Source organism: Polaromonas sp. P4_F9 (genome assembly GCF_056401235.1).
This window is the reverse complement of sequence record NZ_JBFUJT010000013.1, coordinates 81,575-101,574: the sequence shown is the minus strand read 5'-3', so window position 1 is coordinate 101,574 and position 20,000 is coordinate 81,575. Positions and strand designations below refer to the sequence as shown.

The following is a 20,000-nucleotide window of genomic DNA, read 5'->3' as shown; positions in this document are numbered from 1 at the left end:
TGTGTGCTTGCGCACAGGTTGTTTAACCGCAGCTCCGCACCCCCGGATTACTCCAGGCGCACGTGCGGTCGAGGTCACGTCGTTCCAGACGTGGTTTTGGTGGAAAACAAGACACAGAGAGCGGTTACGCTCCCCTACCAGTACAACCTGCTACAGATAAATTTGCAGCAAGAGGTAACAAGGCCTTTCCTTGCGGAAATATGTCTCTAATTGGCGACGAATTGCGTCCCTTGGGAACGCAATTCACCATTCCCGCGCCCTGAGGGAGCGGACTGGAGCAGCCAAATAGAGCCATTTGGCTGCTACAAAGTTAACCCCTTTTGAGGGGGGCAGGATGGGACCTCCGGAGAGGAAAACCATCCACTGATAAAGACGATCACACGGATCGAATGAAGCGACTTCGAGTCGCACCATGGCTGCATTCTATAGAGGAGGAGCGAGGAGGGCACTTGGCGAGCACATGACGAACGCAAGGCTCACGATGGCGGTTGTTGGCATTAAAACCGTGCTGTTCCCGCAACTTCATCAGCTACCATCCACGCATGAGCGCGCTTGAACTGACCCTCCTGTACCTGCTGGCCGCGGTGCTGGGTGTGGTGGTCTGCCGCTCGTTCAAATTGCCGCCCATGCTCGGCTACCTGACTGTGGGCGTGTTGATCGGGCCAAATGCGCTGGCGCTGGCGGAGAACTCGGAGGGCGTGCGCCATCTGGGCGAGTTCGGTGTCGTGTTTCTGATGTTCGTGATCGGGCTGGAGTTCAACCTGACCAAGCTGCGCTCCATGCGCCGCCATGTCTTCGGGCTGGGGCTGCTGCAGGTGGCGCTCACCATTGTGCTGGCGACGCTGGGCTCACTGTTCCTGGCCAGCCTGGCACCCTCCTTATGGAAGATGAGCTGGCAAACCGCGCTGGCGCTGTCCGGCGCCATGGCCATGAGCAGCACGGCCATCGTGGTCAAGCTGCTGGCCGAGCGGCTGGAGCTCGATTCCGAGCACGGCAAGCGCATCATGGGCGTGCTGCTGCTGCAGGATCTGGCCGTGGTGCCCCTGCTGGTGCTGATTCCGGCCCTGGGGTCCTCACCCGACGAGTTGCTGGTGGCGCTGGCGATTGCCGCACTGAAGGCCAGCGTGCTGGTCGGGCTGCTGCTGACCGGGGGCCAGCGCGTCATGCGCTGGTGGCTGACGCTGGTAGCGCGGCGCAAAAGCGAAGAACTGTTTGTGCTCAACCTGCTGCTGGTCACGCTGGCGCTGGCCTGGATGACGGAGCGGGCCGGGCTGAGCCTGGCCCTGGGGGCTTTTATTGCCGGCATGCTGATTTCGGAAACCGAATACAAGCACCAGGTGGAGACCGACATCCGGCCCTTTCACGATGTCCTGCTGGGCCTCTTTTTCATCAGCATCGGCATGATGCTGGACTGGCGGGAGGTGGCGGTGCACTGGCGGCTGGTGCTGCTGTTGACGACCGCGCCGGTCGCCTTCAAGCTGCTGCTGGTCACGGGGCTGGCCCGCTCGCTGGGCGCGACGGGGGGCGTTGCACTGCGTACCGGCCTTTATCTGGCGCAGGCGGGTGAATTCGGCTTTGTGCTGCTGACGCTGGCGCAGCAGAACCACCTGCTGCCAGCGGGTCTGACGAACCCCATCCTGGCCAGCATGGTGCTGTCGATGCTGGTCACGCCCTTCATCATCATGTACAGCAACCAGATCGTCATGCGGCTGGTCTCCAGCGAATGGCTGCAGCAGTCGCTTCAAATGACCACGATTGCGCGCAAGTCCATCAACGCCAACAAGCATGTGATCATCTGCGGCTATGGCCGCTGCGGCCAGAATCTGGGCCACATGCTGGAGCGCGAAGGCATCCAGTACATGGCACTCGACCTGGACCCCGACCGCGTGCGGCAGGCCACGGCGGCGGGCGACTCGGTGGTGTTTGGCGACGCTGTGCGCCTGCAGGCGCTGGTTGCCGCGGGCCTGTCACGCGCCAGCGCCGTGGTGGTGACCTACCTGGACACCGCCAGCGCCCTCAAGGTGCTGGCCAACATCCGCGCCCATGCGCCCACCGTGCCGGTGATTGTGCGCACCGAGGACGACCATGACCTGGAAAAGCTGCAGGCCGCCGGCGCCACCGAGGTGGTGCCCGAGGCCATTGAAGGCAGCCTGATGCTGGCCAGCCACGCGCTGGCGCTGGTCGGCGTGCCCATGCGCCGCGTGATTCGCGTGGTGCAGGACCAGCGTGATGCGCGCTACAACCTGCTGCGCGGCTACTTTCGCGGCGCCGATGACGACACGGTCAATGAACTGGAACAGGAGCGCCTCGCGACCGTGACGCTTCCCTTTGGCATCAAGTCACTGGGCCAGACGCTGGGCTCGCTGACGCTGGACGCCGCAGGCGTGCGCGTGGTCAGCCTGCGGCGCAGCGATGGCAAGATGCTGGACGCCCTTGAGTCCACGCGGCTCGACGGCGGCGATACCCTGGTGCTGTCGGGCAAGCCCGCGGCACTCGCCCTAGCCGAAGAAATGTTGTTGGGTGGCCGCGCGAGCTGACTGAATAACCCGCGGCCCAGGCCAGCACTACCGTTGCGGCGCTGTTGCGCGCGAGCGGTGCTTAATTCAGCTCGCCGTATTGCGTGCTGCTGAGCACCGGCGACACAGCGGATGACGCCATCTCGGTGTCTTCAAAGCCGGTGAGCAGGGTATAGGAATGCGGGCCACTGCGGGTTTTGGCGGCGTACTCCACCGCGCCCCCCGGGCCTTGCGCAGAGGCGGCCATCAGGGCCTGTTTGAATGCCACAACCTCATCGGCCTGGATAGGCTCATAGCGCGGCGTGGACGACGCGGCCTGCGCAGCAAGGGGCGCCACTGCCGCAGCACCCCGCGCCAACGGGGTCGACGTTTGCGCCGCAGTCTGGGAACCCGTGCCGGGCTTACCCACGGCAACCGCCTCGTCCATACGCCAGTAAACGGCCGGCACCGTGATCTCAAAACGCGCCCTGGCGTTCTGCATGATCAGGGCTTCAATGTCGCCCAGTTGCTCGGGCAATCCGCCAGAAGCTTTGGCCAGGTCCAGCATGACCAGAAACTCGTTGCCACGCGAGTCCAGGGACAGTACCTTGAATTTATAGCTGGCCGACAGCACCCCGGCGCGGGTCATGGCCTCGCGGATCGCGACATAGAGCTGCTCGCGGCGGGCGTGGCGCTTGACTTTGCGGCCGTCTCCAGGCTCTTCGGTTTCTGGCGCCTGACGCTGGGTCGCAGCGGCGGATCCACGCTTTTTTTCCTCACGTGCAGCAGACTTGCTCGTGTGGGACTTGGCGGAAAACCAGTTTAGAAAAGACATAGTTGGAGTTCTCGGGATTGGTGCCCGCCTCCTTGTCGGTCAGAAGGCAGCGCTTTACTGCGAAGTCACAGGTTTGTGTGTCGCTGTAGTTTACTCAGCGGATTTCATTTCGCCAAACACGACGTCGTCCTGTCGGCACAGTTACCTGGCAAAGCCCGGTAAAAAATCACAGAAATCCAACTTGGCTATGTCCGGGAACCGCCGCAAGGGTTCCGATCCCGCATCGCGCGCGACGCCGTTCCGGTGTCCTGAAGACTGCCGCGCGTGATGCGCGAGCCGTCAGGTCACCGCCACACGCCGGGGACGGTTGTAGAGGCGTTTGGCCATCACGGAGCCCATCGCGACGGTCAGCTCCAGCGCGATCGGGCTGTGGCGGTTGGCCATTTCCAGGAAGCGCATGGGTGTCAGGCACCAGAGTTTGCAGGGGGTGGAGGCGTTCACCGTGGCACTGCGCGGCAGGTGCGAGAAAAAGGCGCCTTCGCCCAGGACGGTGCCGGAGCCTACCAGCGCCATTCGCACGCGTGCCTTTTCATCCTCATAGTGAACACTCAAGGTGCCGCTTTCGACAAAATACAGCGTGCGGTCCAGCGCCCCCTGCTCAAACAGCACCTGGCCGGTGTTGAGGGCAAAAGGCTGCAGATAGCTGGCAAGAATGTCCCAATGCGGCTGGTTGAACTGGCAGCGCAAGGCATCGCCACTGTGGCAATTCGTGATGGCCTGGGCAAGACCCTGGATGTCAAAGCTGATGGGGGCTGCTAAGGGGGCGTTCATGGTGTGCCCGACGATACCTTTGCCCCATGGCCGCAGCAAGGGACACTAACGCTCACTTACACCTGATACAGGGAGCCATTGTTTTGTAAGCAGGGCATTGGAAGCGTACTTCTGGCCATCACTAGCCGTCATCGCCGCCGGTTTAAGCCCGGCTTAAACGTCCCGGCTGCGCCTTTGAATTCCCTGAATTCCCTAAATTCCCTGAACTACTTCCCAATACAGAATCTGGAAAAAATCTCGCCCAGCAGGTCGTCCGGCGTGAACTCGCCCGTTATCTCGCTGAGCTGGCGCTGCGCCTGCCGCAAATCCTCTGCCAGCAGATCCAGCGCCGGCCGTGCCGCCTGCAGCTGGCGCGCCGCGGTGGCCAATTGGGCCTGCACCTGGTGCAGCGCGCGCACATGGCGTTCACGTGCCATGAACACGCCTTCAGGCGCCGCTTGCCAGCCCACCACCTGCAGCAGGCGCTGCCGCAGCGCCTGCAGCCCGGCACCCGTCTTGGCGGAAATCAGCACACCCCCATGCACCTCCTGCACTTCCCGCAGCAATGCCGGGCTGGCCAGGTCCGATTTGTTCCAGACATCAATAATGGCCGTGTTTTCAGGCAGTTTTTGGGCCAGCGTCCGTGCGATGCGGTCATCGGCCGCCAGGTAATTCATGGCATCCTGCGCCGGCACCGCGGCATCCCGCCGGGTCAGGTCATGCAAAAACAGGACCGCGTCGGCGCTTTCAATTTCCGCCCAGGCGCGTTCCACGCCGATTTTCTCCACCTCGTCCAGCGCCTCGCGCAGGCCGGCGGTGTCGACCACGTGCAGGGGCACGCCCTCGATCTGGATCAGCTCGGACACCTTGTCGCGCGTGGTCCCGGCAATCGGCGTCACGATGGCCAGTTCGGCGCCGGCCAGCGCATTGAGCAGCGAACTCTTGCCGGCATTGGGCTGGCCCGCAATCACCACCTTGATGCCCTCGCGCAGGATCGCGCCCTGCGTGGCGCGCTGCATCACGCCCGCCAGCGTGGCCTGCAGCCGCGACAGCTGGCCTTGGGCATCGGCCTTTTGCAGAAAATCGATGTCTTCCTCCGGAAAGTCCAGCGTGGCCTCCACCAGCATGCGCAGGTGAATCAGCTGCTCCAGCAAGGTGTTCACCGCCAGTGAGAACTCGCCCGACATGGAGCGCGCCGCCGAACGGGCCGCCGTTTCGGTGCTGGCATCGATCAGGTCGGCGATGGCCTCGGCCTGCGCCAGGTCGATCTTGTCGTTGAGGAAGGCGCGTTCGGTGAATTCCCCGGGTTGCGCCACCCGCAACTGCACCAGCCACGGCTGGCCGGTGGCGGGGTTGAGCGCGGCACCGGCTTCCAGGCAGCGCGCCAGCAGCAGCTGGAGCACCACCGGCCCGCCGTGCGCCTGCAGCTCCAGCACATCCTCGCCGGTGTAGGAGTGGGGTGCCGGGAAATGGATGGCCAGGCCTTGGTCGAGCACCTGGCCCTGCGCGTCGCGAAACGGCAGGTAGGTGGCCTGGCGCGGCGCCAGCGCGCGGCCGCAAATGGCCGCAATCACGGGGGCGATGTCCTTGCCCGAGACGCGCACAATGCCCACCGCGCCGCGGCCGGGTGCGGTGGCGATGGCAACAATGGGGTCGTGGTGTCGGGCCAGCATGGTGTGTAGATGTTAAGGGGCAAACAAAATGTTGGCTCCTGGGCGAGGTAACGCTCACCGCCCAGGTCAGCCTCCAAACAGCCTCCAAAGAAAAAGGGCCGCAGCGCGGCCCTTTTTTTATTCCGAGTCCGCTTTACCTGAACTTCGGCAGGTTGAACTGCGGCGGTACACCCATGCGGGTGTTGATCACCCACTGCTGGGCGATGGACAGGATGTTGTTGGTGATCCAGTACAGCACCAGGCCGGCCGGGAAGAAGAAGAACATCACGCTGAAGATCAGCGGCATGAACCACATCAGCTTGGCCTGCATCGGATCCGGCGGCGCGGGGTTGAGCGCCGTCTGCAGCATGGTTGTCAGGGTCATCAGGACGGGCAGGATGAAGAAAGGATCGGGCGCCGAGAGGTCATGAATCCACAAGACCCAGGGCGCGTTACGCATTTCGACGCTGGACAGCAGTACCCAGTAGAGCGCAATGAACACCGGGATCTGGATCATGATGGGGAAGCAGCCGCCCATGGGGTTGACCTTTTCCTCGCGGTAGATCTTCATCATCGCCTGCTGCATCTCCTGCGGCTTGTCCTTCAGGCGTTCGCGCATCTCCATGATCTTGGGGTTGATGGCCTTCATCTTGGCCATGCTGGCGTAGGCCTTGGCATTGAGCCAGTAAAAGGCGATCTTGAGCAGCAGCACCAGCGCCACGATGGACCAGCCCCAGTTGAGGAGAAAGCCATGCAGCTTATCGAGCAGCCAGTACAGCGGCTTGGCCAGGATGGTCAGCCAGCCGTAGTCCTTCACCAGCTCCAGGCCGGGGGCCAGGGCTTCCAGTTTTTTCTCTTCCTGCGGGCCGACAAACAATCTCGACTCGATGGTTTTGGTGGCGCCCGGTGCAATGCTGTCGAGCGGCGTGATCAGGCCAACCGCATACAGGTTGGTGTCGACCTTGCGCAGGAACAGGTCGCGCTTCAGGCCATCGGCCAGAATCCAGGCCGCGGCAAAGTAATGCTGGACCATGGCCACATAGCCGTTGGCCGCCTGTTTTTCCACATCGACCTTGTTGTTCTCGATGTCCTTGAATTCGACCTTCTGGTACTTCTTGGCTTCGGTGTAAATGGCCGGGCCGGTGAAGGTGGAATAGAACGATGATTCGCCCGGCGGTTTGTTGCCGTCACGCACCAGCTGCATATAAAGCTGCGGCGCCACCGGCGCGCTGCCGGTGTTGATGATGTCGTGGCGTACGGCGATGTCGTACGCGCCGCGTTTGAGCGTGTAAGTCTTGACCAGCTTGACGCCGCCGAGGTCGGCCGATTCAAACTTGATTTGCAGCTCGTTCTGGCCGTCCTTCAGGCTGCGCTCGCCGGGCACCACGGTCATCAGGGTTTTGTGGGTCGGGAAGGTGCCGCCCGTGCCGCTCGCGATCAGGCCGGTCTGCGCCACATAAACCCGGTTGGTGCTTTCGTCGAGCAGCACAAAGCCGGCGTCGGTGTTGGCCATGTCCTTGAAGCGGGTGAAAGCCGAATGAACCAGCGTGCCGCCTTCGCTGTCAAAGGTCAGCGCCAGCACGTCGGTGTTCACCACCACGCGCTCGCGCGTTGCAGCGGCCGTGGGGGACGGCGCGCCTGCGGGCACGGCGCCGGGCGCAGAACCAGGCGCGGAACCGGGCACTGCGGGAACCGCGCTGGCGGTGGCCGGCGCAACCGGCACCGAAGAAGCCGGTGCAGCGGGCGCCGACGTTGCGCCAACAGGTGTTTTGGCGGTCTGCGTGGCACCGGGGAAGAAGGTGGCTTTGTGGCCGTTGAAAACCTGCCATTGGTCCCACAGGAGAACCATGGAAAAGCCAAAAATCACCCACAAAATGGTGCGGCGGATGTCGTTCATGACGGCGTCTTTTTAGAAGGAGTGGAAGTCACGGGTGTGACCAGTCGGGTGAAAAGAGGCGTCGGGCCCGCTGGCGGCACGGGATCAAGCCCGCCGTCGCACCAGGGATGGCAACGCGCCAGGCGGCGCAATGTGAGGTAGCTTCCCAAGGCTGCGCCATGCAGTTGCAAGGCCTGCAGGGAATAGGCCGAGCAGCTTGGTTCAAACCGGCAGGCAGAGCCCAGCCAGGGGCTGAGCAGCAGGCGGTAGCCTTTGACCAGCCCGATCAGCAGGCTTTGCGGCAAACGCAGCAAAGGTGCCAGTGGCGCCAGTGGCGCCAATAGCGCCACGAGCCGGTGCACCGCGGCATGGAAAGGGGAAGGGGCGAGCGGCTTCATGGAGCCTTGGCTCCCGCCTGCATCAGGGCCTGCACTTCGGCGCGCACCGCTTCCTTGAGCTGCGTTGAACTGGCGCTCACGAACTCGGCACGGGAAAAGTCACGGCGCAGCCGGACCACAAAAGCAGCCTGCGGATACTGATGCAGAAACTCGGCACTCACGGTATAGATCTGCCTCTTGATCGCATTGCGCGTAACGGCCCGTTTGGCCCAGCGTTTGGGAACCATCGCACCGATCCACTGGTCCTGGACAGGAAACAGGGCGGGCGAATTGGCACCTTCGACGGGCCGTGCGGGAACGGGCTTCGCATCCAGCGCATTGCGGTGCAATGCGAAGTGCGTCGTCCTTGCAACAATGGCGCCGGCAAGTACTGCCTGGAACTGGGATCGGGTTTGAAGCCGCTGCACTGGCGCCAAGCGTCAGCTCAAGAGCAAAGAGCCAGCCAGAAAACCAGCCTAGACGGCCAGGCGCTTGCGGCCTTTGGCGCGGCGTGCAGCGATCACTGCGCGGCCGCCACGCGTTTTCATGCGCGTCAGAAAGCCGTGCGTGCGTGCGCGCTTGACTTTGGAAGGTTGGTATGTGCGTTTCATGATAAATCCTACTAGCCTTAATTCGGCTGTTAACTCGGCTGTTAGCTACAAGCTTCCCCCGGCGATTCGAATGATCTTGGTGGCCGTACAGCACGGCCATCTTTGCAAGCCCGCAGGACTTGCGCCGCACCTGCAGCAACCTCAAAGGCCTGGGTTACAAGCCGGTCGTGCAAGCGGCATCCATCCGCTACGAATCAGGGAAACCCATGATTATCGCAGATTTCCCAACCCTGGCAACAAGTTAGGCGTCGCAACTGCCGTAAAGCTTAAGAAGCCTCCTAGAAGGTCCGCCAAACGCTGAAAATAGGTTGAAACCCGAGGCAAGTATTTTGTGGATAACTTGCCACGCGGACTACAATTGCGGGTGCTAAAAATAAACAATATCCACAAGCAGCCGCTGACTGCTTTGCACCTGCAGCCCAGCCAAATCCCGTCATGAGTGAGGTCTCCATCCCTAGCCTGAGTCACGATCTGTGGCAAAACTGTGTCGACCATCTGGCACAGGAATTACCCGAGCAGCAGTTCAACACCTGGATCCGTCCACTGGTCGTTGACGTGGCTGCGGACCTCTCCAAAGTCACCATCCAGGTCGGCAACCGCTTCAAGCTGGACTGGATACGCGCCCAGTATGCGGCGCGCATTTCTGCCTTGCTCGAAAAAATCTCGGGCCACAGAATTTCCCTTGAGTTAGCGCTCGCTCCGCGTGAGTCCCCCGCCAAATCAGCTTCCTTGACCAGGAGCTTTGAAGGTGTTGGGGTTGCCGAGCCAGCCGGCTTGGGCGTTCCCGAAGAAGTGGCAGGCGCTCCGTTCAAGAACCGCCTCAACAGCGCGCTGACCTTTGACACCCTCATTGAAGGCACGGCCAACCGTATGGGCCGGGCCGCGGCACTGCATGTCTCGAGCAGCCTGGGGCAGCTTTACAACCCCCTCTTTATCTACGGCGGTGTCGGCCTCGGCAAAACGCACTTGATGCACGCCATCGGCAACAAGCTGCTGGCGGACAACCCTTCGGCCAAAGTTCTCTACATCCATGCCGAGCAGTTTGTTTCGGATGTGGTTAAGGCGTACCAGCGCAAGACTTTTGACGAGTTCAAGGAACGCTACCATTCGCTCGATTTGCTGCTGATCGACGACGTGCAGTTTTTTGCCAACAAGGACCGCACGCAAGAAGAGTTCTTCAACGCCTTCGAGGCCTTGCTGACCAAAAAGTCGCACATCGTGATGACCAGCGACACCTACCCCAAGGGTCTGACGGACATCCATGAGCGCCTGGTGTCGCGCTTTGACTCCGGCCTGACGGTGGCGATCGAGCCGCCCGAGCTCGAGATGCGCGTGGCCATCCTGATTCGCAAAGCCGAGGCCGAAGGCACGATCATGCCGGAAGAGGTCGCGTTTTTTGTGGCCAAGAACGTTCGCTCCAACGTGCGCGAGCTCGAAGGCGCGCTGCGCAAGATCCTGGCCTATTCGCGCTTCAACCTCAAGGAAATCTCCATCCAGCTGGCCCGCGAAGCCCTGCGCGACCTGCTGTCGATTCAGAACAGGCAGATTTCCGTCGAGAACATCCAGAAGACAGTCGCCGACTATTACAAGATCAAGGTCGCCGACATGTACTCCAAGAAGCGCCCAGCCAGCATTGCCAGGCCGCGCCAGATTGCCATGTACCTGGCCAAGGAACTCACGCAGAAGAGCCTGCCCGAGATCGGCGAGCTGTTTGGCGGCCGCGACCACACCACCGTGCTGCACGCCGTGCGCAAGATGTCTGCGGAGCGCCAGCAAATGACCGAACTCAACCAGCAACTGCATGTGCTGGAACAGACCCTGAAAGGCTGAAATGAATGCTTTATGACTCAGTTTTCAGGGCATAAGTCGATGAATAACACGTTCACAACAACCATGGGGACAACTTTTGAACAACCCATGACTTATCCACAGAAGCCGATGACAATCAAAAGTTGTTCATGTTTTACGGAGACTTCACAGGGCCTCTGAACACATAGTTAAACAAACGCCAAGTGGTTGATCAAAAAGGGGAAAATAGCGCTATCCACAGATTTGCGTGGCCCTTACTACTACTACTAATTTGAATTAAAGAATTAAAGATAAATACAAGAGGAACTCATGATCGTTCTGAAAGCCACCCAGGATAAAGTTTTGTCGGTACTGCAATCGGTCGCGGGCATCGTGGAGCGCAGGCACACCTTGCCGATCCTGGCCAACGTGCTGATCCGCAAAACCGGCGCGCAGCTGCAGCTCACCACGAGCGATCTTGAAATCCAGATCCGCACCAGCGCCGACCTTGATGGCGATGCCGGCAACTTCACCACCACGGTCGGTGCGCGCAAGCTCATCGACATCCTGCGGTCCATGCCCAGCGACCAGACCGTGTCGCTCGAGTCGGCGCAAAGCAAACTGATCCTCAAGGGCGGCAAGAGCCGCTTCACGCTGCAAACCCTGCCCGCCGAAGACTTCCCGCTGGTGCAGGAAGCCGCCAACTTCGGCCCCAGCTTCTCGGTGCCGCAAAAGGTGCTCAAGGAGCTGCTCAACCAGGTGTCGTTTGCGATGGCGGTGCACGACATCCGCTACTACCTCAACGGCATTTTGTTTGTGGCTGAAGGCAAGCAGCTGAGCCTGGTGGCCACCGACGGCCACCGCCTGGCGTTCTCGTCGGCCACGCTCGATGTGGAAGTGCCCAAGCAGGAAGTCATCCTGCCGCGCAAGACCGTGCTGGAAATGCAGCGCCTGCTCAGCGACAAGGAAGGCGCCATCGAGATGCAGTTTGCCGGCAACCAGGCCAAGTTCAGTTTTGAGGGCATGGAGTTTGTCACCAAGCTGGTCGAAGGCAAGTTCCCCGACTACAACCGCGTGATTCCGAAGAACCACAAAAACATCATCACGCTGGGCCGCGTGCCGCTGCTGGCCAGCCTGCAGCGCACCGCGATTCTCACGAGCGAGAAGTTCAAGGGCGTGCGCCTGAACATCGAACCCGGCACGCTGCGGGTGGCGTCCAACAACGCCGAGCAGGAAGAGGCCATTGACGAGCTCGACATCGACTACAGCGGCGACGCCATCGAAATCGGCTTCAACGTGACCTACCTGATCGACGCGCTGGCCAACATGGACCAGGACATGGTGAAGATCGAGCTGGCCGACTCCAACAGCTCGGCGCTGCTCACCATTCCCGACGATGCGGCCTTTAAATACGTGGTGATGCCCATGCGCATTTGATGCATTTGGTCACGCTAAAAGCGCGCCCAAATTCAAACAGACCCGCTTGCTAGAGCGGGTTTGGTCATTCAAGAGATTGAAGAAATCTGAAGAAATCGAAAAGATTTGGAAGTAAAGCTGGTTATGACTGAAGAAAACAATGTGAACGGGGCCGATCAGGTGCACGTAACTGACGGTACTGCGGGCGAGGAAAGCTCCAATTTCCAGCCCAAAATCGACACCAACCAGGCCGGCGCTTCAGAAGCCTACGGCGAAGGCTCGATCCAGATCCTGGAGGGCCTGGAGGCCGTGCGCAAGCGCCCCGGCATGTACATTGGCGACACTTCAGACGGCACCGGCTTGCACCATCTGGTGTTCGAGGTGGTCGACAACTCGATTGACGAAGCACTGGCCGGCCACTGCGACGACATCGTCGTCACCATCCACACCGACAACTCCATCAGCGTGACCGACAACGGCCGCGGCATTCCGACCGGCATCAAGATGGACGACAAGCACGAGCCCAAACGCTCGGCCGCCGAGATTGCCCTGACCGAGCTGCATGCTGGCGGCAAGTTCAACCAGAACAGCTACAAGGTCTCGGGTGGCCTGCACGGCGTGGGCGTGAGCTGCGTGAATGCGTTGTCAAAAATGCTGCGCCTCACCATTCGCCGCGACGGCAAGGTGCATGTCATGGAGTTCTCGCGCGGCTTTGTGCAAAACCGCATCATCGAGCAGATCAACGGCGTGGACGTCTCGCCGATGAAGGTGATGGACCACACCGACAAGCGCGGCACCGAAGTCCACTTTTTGCCCGATACCGAAATCTTCAAAGAAAACAACGATTTCCACTACGAGATTTTGAGCAAGCGCCTGCGCGAGCTGAGCTTCTTGAACAACGGCGTGCGCATTCGCCTGAAAGACGAGCGCAGCGGCAAGGAAGACGACTTTGCCGGCGCCGGCGGTGTGAAAGGTTTTGTTGAATTCATCAACAAGGGCAAGACGGTATTGCACCCCAACGTGTTTGCCGCCATGGGCGACCGCCAGAGCGACCAGGGCACCAACATCGGCGTCGAAGTCGCCATGCAGTGGAACAGCGGCTACAGCGAACAAGTTCTCTGTTTTACCAACAACATTCCCCAGCGCGACGGCGGCACCCACCTGACCGGCCTGCGCGCCGCGATGACGCGGGTCATCAACAAATACATCGACGACAGCGAGCTGGCCAAAAAAGCCAAGGTGGAAGTCACCGGCGACGACATGCGCGAAGGCCTGTGCTGCGTGCTGAGCGTGAAGGTGCCCGAGCCCAAGTTCAGCAGCCAGACCAAGGACAAGCTGGTGAGCAGCGAAGTGCGCGGCCCGGTCGAAGACATTGTGAGCCGCCTGCTGCATGACTACCTGCAGGAGCGCCCGAACGACGCCAAGATCATCGTCGGCAAAATCATCGAGGCCGCCCGCGCCCGCGAAGCCGCGCGAAAAGCGCGTGATATGACCCGCAGAAAAGGGGTTCTCGACGGCATGGGCTTGCCCGGCAAGCTGGCCGACTGCCAGGAAAAAGACCCCGCCATGTGCGAGATCTACCTGGTCGAGGGTGACTCCGCCGGTGGCTCCGCCAAGCAGGGCCGCGACCGTAAATTCCAGGCCATCCTGCCGCTGCGCGGCAAGATCCTGAACGTTGAAAAAGCCCGTTACGAAAAGCTGCTGACCAGCAACGAGATTTTGACGCTGATCACCGCTTTAGGCACCGGCATCGGCAAGGCTGGCGGCATTGGCGGCACGCCCGGCACCGATGACTTCAACGTTGCCAAGCTGCGTTACCACCGCATCATCATCATGACCGACGCCGACGTCGACGGCGCGCACATCCGCACGCTGCTGCTGACCTTCTTTTACCGCCAGATGCCCGAGCTGGTCGAGCGTGGCCACATCTACATCGCGCAGCCACCGCTGTACAAGGTCAAGGCCGGCAAGGAAGAGCAGTACCTCAAGGACACCGCCGCACTGGACGGCTTTTTGCTGCGCATTGCGCTCAAGGATGCGAGCGTGCAGACCGGCGCCGACGCAAGCACCGTGCTCACCGGCGACACGCTGGCCGAGCTGGCCCGCAAGCACCAGCTGGCCGAGTCGGTGATTGCCCGCCTGCGCGGCTTCATGGACGCGGAAGCCCTGCGCGCGATTGCCGACGGCGTGAGCCTGAACCTCGACACCGTGGCCGATGCGGAAGCCTCCGCCGTGACGCTGCAGGTCAAGCTGCGCGAGCTGAACACCACGGGCGCCCCGGCCGAAGTGGCTGGCGAGTTTGACACCCGCAGCGACAAACCCATTCTGCGCATCAGCCGCCGCCACCACGGCAACGTCAAGAGCAGCGTGATCACGCAGGACTTTGTGCACGGCGCCGACTACGCCACCCTGGCCGATGCCGCCGCCACCTTCCGGGGCCTCATCAGCGAAGGCGCCAAGGTCATGCGCGGTGAAGGCGAGCGCCAGAAGGAAGAAAAAGTCAGCGACTTCCGCCAGGCCATGGCCTGGCTGATCGGCCAGGCCGAAAACGCCACCGCCCGCCAGCGCTACAAAGGCCTGGGCGAGATGAACCCGGCCCAGCTATGGGAAACGACGATGGACCCGCAAGTGCGCCGCCTGTTGCGCGTGCAGATTGACGACGCCATTGAGGCCGACCATGTGTTTACCATGCTGATGGGGGATGAGGTCGAGCCGCGGCGGGAGTTTATTGAGCAGAATGCGCTTAGGGCTGCGAATATTGATGTTTGAGTAACGTGTAGGTAAACCCATAACCCGAGAAAAGAACACCCATGAGGTGAAAAACTGTGGGGGTTTTTTCAATGACCAAGCTATTGCCATCGGCACATCGCAAAGGCTACAGGTTAAAGCCGATTTACGATTTCTGCCGGGAGAGAGCATCATTTATGTGAATATTTTGGTTTCGTGCAGTGGTCCCTAGGTCGCCCAGCATAGATGCAAAAGTGTTGCTATAAACTTATTCTTGCATGCCAAAAAAACCACAGACTCCCCCCTTTGTAGAGCTAGACGACGGCCAACCAACATTTTTAGACCTTTTTTCCGGCTGCGGCGGGTTTTCTCTTGGTCTCGAGGGGGCCGGGCTGAGGTGTTTGGCTGCCGTGGATTTCAATGAACAAGCGATAAAAACGTTTCAGGCCAACCACCCCGAAGTGCCGCACGCGTTGGTACGCGACCTTACAAAGTTCCATCCCCAAGACCTTGATGAGCTAATTGCCTCCAAAAGAGTAGACCTAATTGTCGGTGGGCCTCCTTGTCAGGGGTTTTCGAAGGCCCGTCAAGTGGATGGTGCAAACCACGGCGAACGTCTCGTGGATGACCCAAGACGCGACCTATATAAGGAGTTCCTTCGGTAGTTTCGCGCGCCGGGGTGGAAATTGCTTACAAAAGTCAACGCGCCAGACGCAGGCGTGTCATCTTGGCGGCGCAACATCGCCCCTTTGCTGCCAAGGAGACATGTATGAAGAAGCTTGCATACTTTCTGTTCCGTCCGCGCTACCTGCGGGCCATTCCTTCGCTGGTGGTGCTGACCACGGCTATGGCGTGGGGTGTGGCGCCTGATTCGGATGCGATGGATACCGTGCAGAAGAAGGCGGCGGGTGTGACGCTGTCGCTGAACCACGCCGCCGCTGCGGGCGCTGGCTCTAATGACAAGCCTGACGCCGACGCGGCTGCTGGTGACTCGCTGGCTGGTTGATGGGGCACCTCGACGCATTTTGTCGGCCAGTCCTTAAGAGAGTGTGACCCGAACCCCGGGCAAGGCGAACGGTATTGGAGTGTCGGTGCCGCTGGGTGCCACCCGCATGCGGGGCACTGCCCACCCGGGAAGAGAACAGTGGGAGCCATGGTGGTTGATGCGTGTGCGCACGGCGCTGCCGCATAATTGCCGCAACTTACTCCGGAGGGGTTCACATGGCGGTATTAATCCTGGGCCTTGTCCTGTTTTTGGGCGTGCACTCCACGCGCATCGTGGCCGATGGCTGGCGCACGCAGATGATGGCCCGGCTGGGCGAGAAGCCGTGGAAGGGTGTTTACGCGCTGCTGTCCATTGCCGGCTTTGTGCTGCTGGTGTGGGGCTACGGCCTGGCGCGCCAGAACCCGGTGGTGCTGTGGACGCCGCCCGCGGGCATGCGGCATGTGGCTGCGTTGCTGATGCTGCCCGCCTTCATCCTGTTGGTGGCCACCTATGTGCCGCGCAACGCCATCAAGGCCAAACTGCATCACCCCATGCTGCTGTCGGTGAAGGTGTGGGCGCTGGCGCATCTGCTGGCCAACGGCACGCTGGCGGGCGTGGTGCTGTTTGGCGCCTTTCTGGTGTGGGCGGTGTGCTGCTTCAAGGCGGCGCGGGGGCGGGACCGTGCTGCGAAAACCGTGTACCCGCCGGCCACTGCGGCCGGCACAGCCATGACGATGGCGGTGGGCTTGGTGGCCTGGGCGGTGTTTGCGTTCTGGGCCCATGGCGTGCTGATTGGCGTGCGGCCGCTGGGTTGATGGCGGCTGTGCAACCCATCGCCGTCATTGACTTTGAAACCACGGGCCTGTCGCCTGCCATGGGTGACCGCGCCACCGAGGTGGCCATCGTGCTGGTGGAGGGCGGCCGGGTGGTGGACCGCTTTCAAAGCCTGATGAACGCGGGCGTGCGGATTCCGGCTTTCATCACCGGCCTGACGGGCATCACCAATGCGATGGTGGCCTCCGCGCCCGATGCCGCGACCGTCATGGCCGACGCCAACCGCTTTGTGGGCAGCGCGCCCCTGGTGGCGCACAACGCTTCGTTTGACCGCAAGTTCTGGGAGGCCGAGCTGAGCCGTGCAGGGGAGAGGGCGAGCCAGCCGTTTGCCTGCACCATGCTGGTGGCCAGACGGCTCTACCCCCAGGCGCCTAGCCATAAACTGGGCGTGCTGGTTGATTACCACCGCTTGCCCAAAGCGGGCCGCGCCCACCGGGCACTGGCCGATGCGGAAATGGCGGCGTCGCTGCTGGGCCAGATTCAGCATGATCTGCGTAGCCGCCACGGCGTGGCCCGCCCCGACCATGCCCTGCTGATGGCCCTGCAGCGCTGCGCCAAGCCGGCGGTGCGGGCGCTGATGGCGCAATACACCGACGCGTGAGTCGCGGCGTAGGGCGCGGGCAGACTTATTTGTTTTCCCCTGCCCCTTGTCGCATATTCACTCGCGGCGCTGTCCGACATTGGGGCGGATCGGGCCTTTCCACAATGGGGTCGACTCGTGGCGTGAGTGCGTTTTTTGCGCATGCGCCTGTCTTCAACCTCTATTTCTATTGGAGAACCCACCATGGCCTATAAACAGAACCCGCGCGACGAAAAGGTTGAGCACACTGGCAAGGTGGTGAACGACCACAACAAGGTAGGTGAGCAGCCCCTCACCCAGAAGAATGAGGCCCAGCGCACCTCGGAAAGCCGGGCGGACCGGGAGGCGCACATCGGCAGCGGGAATCAGACACAGTCGCGCCGGGGCAATACCGGGCATTAAGCTGCCTTGTGGAGGCGCGGCAGGCTTGTCCAGGAGCCGGAATGGCCTCGCTGCAGTGTCATGGGCGCCCTGAGTGCTCTGACGCAACCTCGTCTGTTGCTGCAAGCTCTGGGTTGAGGGCGGCTGGGTTGGCGCTATGCAAAAGCGTCCGCTTTTGCCGGACCTCGATTTGAACTTGGCGTGGCTCGGCGAAGTTGCATCCAAATCCGCAAAAATAAACGCAGGAATTGTAAAAAGTCTATATAAAGCATAGACTTGCGAATGCCTGTAAAGTCGCAAAAATTCGCTCTTTATGATCACCCCGCGCAGATGGAGCCCTTGCTGCCGGGTGAGCATCTTCTTGAGCCGCTGCTGGAGCAGGCCCATGATCTGCAGCGCGAAGCGCGCAGTCTGGCGGGGGCAGGCGCACCGGCCGATCTCCGCCAGCTGCTGCGGGCGATGAATTCCTATTACAGCAACAAAATCGAGGGGCAGCACACGCTGCCTTTTGAGATTGAGCGCGCGCTGCGCAACGACTATTCGCAGGACGGGGACAAGGCGCGGCGCCAGCGGCTGGCGCTGGCCCACATGGAAACCGAGCGTGCCATTGAAACCGGCTGGAAAGGCTGGTCCAGCCAGCAGGTATGGTCTGCGCAAATGGTGCGCGACATTCACCAGGACCTGTTTGCCCGCCTGCCGGATGTCGACCGTGTGCTGCCCGAGGGCGATGTGCTGGTGCCTGGCGCTTTGCGCGACCGTGAGGTCAGCGTGGGCGTGCATGCGGCGCCGGCCCACGCGGCCATCAGCGCCATGCTGGAGCGCTGGGGCGGTTTTTACGGCGGTGTGCGGCGGGGTGAGCTGCAGGTTCTGGCCGTTGCCGCTTCGCACCACCGGCTGGCGTGGATCCACCCGTTCCGCGACGGCAATGGCCGCGTTGCGCGGCTCCACACACACCTCGCGCTGGGCGCGCTGGGCCTGACCAATGGCTTGTGGTCGCCGCTGCGCGGCTTTGCCCGCAGCCACGAGGCTTACTACCGGCATCTGGCCGCCGCCGATGAGCCGCGGGCCGGTGACCTGGATGGGCGTGGCAACCTGTCGGAGCGCGCGCTGATTGCCTGGATGCGCTATGTGCTGGGCCTGTGCATTGACCAGGTGCGCTTCATGGCCGGCTTGCTCGACATGGCCGGCATGAAGGATCGCATTGCCGCCTGCCTGGCCTTCGAGGAAAACGTGGTCAAGCGCGGTGTGCGCAGCGAGTCGCTGCGGGCATTGCACTACCTGCTACTGACGCAGGCCGAACTGGAGCGCAGCGAGTTCAAGGCTTTGCTGGGGCTGGGGGAGCGCCTTGCCACGGCGCAGGTGACGGCACTGCTCAAGCGCGGCCTGTTGGCCACGGACTCGCCCCACGGCAAGCTGCGCTTTGGTGTGCCGCAGCATGCACTGCGCTTTTACTTTCCCAGCTTGTGGCCCGAGGCCGAGGCGGGCGGTGATTCAGGGCAGTAATTCCGTTTCTACTTCAAAGCGATAGGTCGTTGCCCCGCCTTGCCGTGCTACAGCACTGTCTGCGGCGGTACGCCTACTCTCGCATTGAATTAGAAATGGAATAAGAGCCTGCAGCCATTGTCTGGCAGTCGCCCGTGCTGGCGACTGGTGAAGTATTTGCAGGCGTTGCGGCCGCAAAAGCGGGCTTGCGGGTGTTTCGCTTGCTGACATGCGATACATCCGGGCGGCAGAGCTGTTTCACATGATGAAGATCGTCTGATTAATGAGTGCTCACTTACTCTGTATCCACCATGAAACGGCGATTGCGCATCGACTTACAAAGTCAACGAAGCCGACACCTCAAGAACAATTCCACCGGGGAAGATGAATGCTTCTTCAATTTACAGGAGCTTCAATGACTCGATTTCAAAATTTCCCTGCCCAACTTTCTTCTACTCCCTCTACTCGCCCTTCCCGCCCTTCCCGCGCCGCTCGTCCGCGGATGCTGCGGGCCATTCCGTCCATGGTGATTTTGACCACCGCCATGGCGTGGGGCGCGGCCTCATATGCTGGCGCGCCGGGCCTTGATGGCGCATTGGCCGGCCAGGGCGGCCTCATCGTGGCCGCGGGCCCCTCCGTCGGCGTGGGCGCAGGCGCTGGGGGCGGTGTGAGTGTAGGCACCGTGGGGGTGGGTGCCGGCGGTGGTGCCAACACGGGTGTCACGGTTGGCGGCGGAACCGCCAATAAGGGCTTGGGGCTTGATACCGCCGCGCAGGCGGGCGCCAACCGCAACGTCACCGCTGAAGAGCGCGCGGCAGCCACGGCGGACGCTGACGTCCGGGCGGGCGGTGCGGTGAATGCCTCGGGCAGCACCAGCCGCGCAGGCGCGGTGCTTGACGATGCCAAAGGCACCGCCCGAGCCACGGGCAGTACCGCGAGGAAAACGGGCCAGGGCATAACCCGCGGTGTGACCAGCGGCGCGCAAGGCGCAGGCAGTGTGGATGCGGCGGCGGGCGTTGGCGTGAATGCCAGCGGGGGCGTTGCCGGCGGGGCTGTTAGCCGTTAAACCATTAAAGAGTTAAACCGGGTTGATGTGAAGCGCGGCCAATGCTGCGCCCAACAACCCTTGCACCCCAGGAACACCCGCCCCCAAAAGGCGGGTGTTTTTTATGCGCTTGTCATGCGCCTGTCTCCAGCGGCCGCAGCCGCCG

General features: G+C 61.7%; 18 protein-coding genes. 11 read left to right on the top strand and 7 right to left on the bottom strand.

The window, feature by feature from the left end; genetic code table 11:
* Positions 1-542: 542 nt before the first annotated feature.
* Positions 543-2,537: a monovalent cation:proton antiporter family protein gene (locus tag AC1DUB_RS13395; RefSeq protein ID WP_477729899.1), complete on the top strand. Its 1,995-nt coding sequence runs from the start codon at positions 543-545 to the stop codon at positions 2,535-2,537.
* Positions 2,538-2,598: 61 nt separating this feature from the next.
* On the opposite strand, the gene AC1DUB_RS13390 is transcribed toward AC1DUB_RS13395, so the two are convergent.
* The 7 genes from AC1DUB_RS13390 to rpmH form a co-directional block, all read right to left on the bottom strand.
* The gene (locus AC1DUB_RS13390) at positions 2,599-3,330 is read right to left on the bottom strand and encodes a hypothetical protein (protein WP_477729898.1); all 732 of its coding nucleotides are present in this window, start codon (positions 3,328-3,330) and stop codon (positions 2,599-2,601) included.
* A gap of 279 nt (positions 3,331-3,609) precedes the next feature.
* Positions 3,610-4,101, bottom strand: coding sequence for a Crp/Fnr family transcriptional regulator (locus AC1DUB_RS13385; protein WP_477716706.1), 492 nt, complete (start codon positions 4,099-4,101; stop codon positions 3,610-3,612).
* A 206-nt stretch (positions 4,102-4,307) separates the two neighbouring features.
* Complete coding sequence (gene mnmE, locus AC1DUB_RS13380) at positions 4,308-5,753, bottom strand: tRNA uridine-5-carboxymethylaminomethyl(34) synthesis GTPase MnmE (RefSeq protein ID WP_477729897.1); 1,446 nt, start codon at positions 5,751-5,753, stop codon at positions 4,308-4,310.
* Between the two features lie 133 nt (positions 5,754-5,886).
* Positions 5,887-7,629, bottom strand: a complete 1,743-nt coding sequence (gene yidC / locus AC1DUB_RS13375) for a membrane protein insertase YidC (RefSeq protein WP_477729896.1) — start codon at positions 7,627-7,629, stop codon at positions 5,887-5,889.
* Positions 7,626-7,913 (bottom strand): membrane protein insertion efficiency factor YidD, encoded by a 288-nt coding sequence (gene yidD, locus AC1DUB_RS13370; protein WP_477716746.1) that lies wholly within the window; start codon positions 7,911-7,913, stop codon positions 7,626-7,628. The genes yidC and yidD overlap by 4 nt, the downstream gene beginning before the upstream one ends.
* An 89-nt stretch (positions 7,914-8,002) precedes the next feature.
* Positions 8,003-8,413 carry a ribonuclease P protein component gene (locus AC1DUB_RS13365; RefSeq protein WP_477729933.1) on the bottom strand — a complete coding sequence of 137 codons (411 nt, stop codon included), beginning with the start codon at positions 8,411-8,413 and terminating at the stop codon, positions 8,003-8,005.
* A 48-nt stretch (positions 8,414-8,461) separates the two neighbouring features.
* Positions 8,462-8,596 carry a 50S ribosomal protein L34 gene (rpmH, locus tag AC1DUB_RS13360; protein ID WP_007862708.1) on the bottom strand — a complete coding sequence of 45 codons (135 nt, stop codon included), beginning with the start codon at positions 8,594-8,596 and terminating at the stop codon, positions 8,462-8,464.
* Between the two features lie 435 nt (positions 8,597-9,031).
* Between rpmH and dnaA the strand changes: the two genes are divergently transcribed.
* The 10 genes from dnaA (at position 9,032) to AC1DUB_RS13310 (ending at position 19,855) form a co-directional block, all read left to right on the top strand.
* On the top strand, positions 9,032-10,426 hold the full coding sequence (gene dnaA, locus AC1DUB_RS13355) for a chromosomal replication initiator protein DnaA (RefSeq protein WP_477729895.1): 1,395 nt from the start codon (positions 9,032-9,034) through the stop codon (positions 10,424-10,426).
* Positions 10,427-10,714: 288 nt separating this feature from the next.
* Positions 10,715-11,821 carry a DNA polymerase III subunit beta gene (gene dnaN, locus AC1DUB_RS13350; RefSeq protein WP_477722260.1) on the top strand — a complete coding sequence of 369 codons (1,107 nt, stop codon included), beginning with the start codon at positions 10,715-10,717 and terminating at the stop codon, positions 11,819-11,821.
* A 123-nt stretch (positions 11,822-11,944) separates the two neighbouring features.
* Positions 11,945-14,569, top strand: a complete 2,625-nt coding sequence (gyrB, locus tag AC1DUB_RS13345) for a DNA topoisomerase (ATP-hydrolyzing) subunit B (protein ID WP_477716711.1) — start codon at positions 11,945-11,947, stop codon at positions 14,567-14,569.
* Positions 14,570-14,805: 236 nt separating this feature from the next.
* Positions 14,806-15,192, top strand: coding sequence for a DNA cytosine methyltransferase (locus AC1DUB_RS13340; RefSeq protein WP_477729894.1), 387 nt, complete (start codon positions 14,806-14,808; stop codon positions 15,190-15,192).
* Between the two features lie 104 nt (positions 15,193-15,296).
* Complete coding sequence (locus tag AC1DUB_RS13335; protein ID WP_477729893.1) at positions 15,297-15,533, top strand: hypothetical protein; 237 nt, start codon at positions 15,297-15,299, stop codon at positions 15,531-15,533.
* Positions 15,534-15,748: 215 nt separating this feature from the next.
* Positions 15,749-16,327 (top strand): NnrU family protein, encoded by a 579-nt coding sequence (locus AC1DUB_RS13330; RefSeq protein WP_477729892.1) that lies wholly within the window; start codon positions 15,749-15,751, stop codon positions 16,325-16,327.
* 8 nt (positions 16,328-16,335) lie between these two features.
* Positions 16,336-16,947 (top strand): 3'-5' exonuclease, encoded by a 612-nt coding sequence (locus AC1DUB_RS13325; protein ID WP_477729891.1) that lies wholly within the window; start codon positions 16,336-16,338, stop codon positions 16,945-16,947.
* Positions 16,948-17,130: 183 nt separating this feature from the next.
* Complete coding sequence (locus AC1DUB_RS13320) at positions 17,131-17,328, top strand: hypothetical protein (protein WP_477729890.1); 198 nt, start codon at positions 17,131-17,133, stop codon at positions 17,326-17,328.
* A gap of 261 nt (positions 17,329-17,589) precedes the next feature.
* Positions 17,590-18,810 carry a Fic family protein gene (locus AC1DUB_RS13315; RefSeq protein WP_477729889.1) on the top strand — a complete coding sequence of 407 codons (1,221 nt, stop codon included), beginning with the start codon at positions 17,590-17,592 and terminating at the stop codon, positions 18,808-18,810.
* A gap of 502 nt (positions 18,811-19,312) precedes the next feature.
* The gene (locus AC1DUB_RS13310; RefSeq protein ID WP_477729888.1) at positions 19,313-19,855 is read left to right on the top strand and encodes a hypothetical protein; all 543 of its coding nucleotides are present in this window, start codon (positions 19,313-19,315) and stop codon (positions 19,853-19,855) included.
* Positions 19,856-20,000 lie beyond the last annotated feature (145 nt).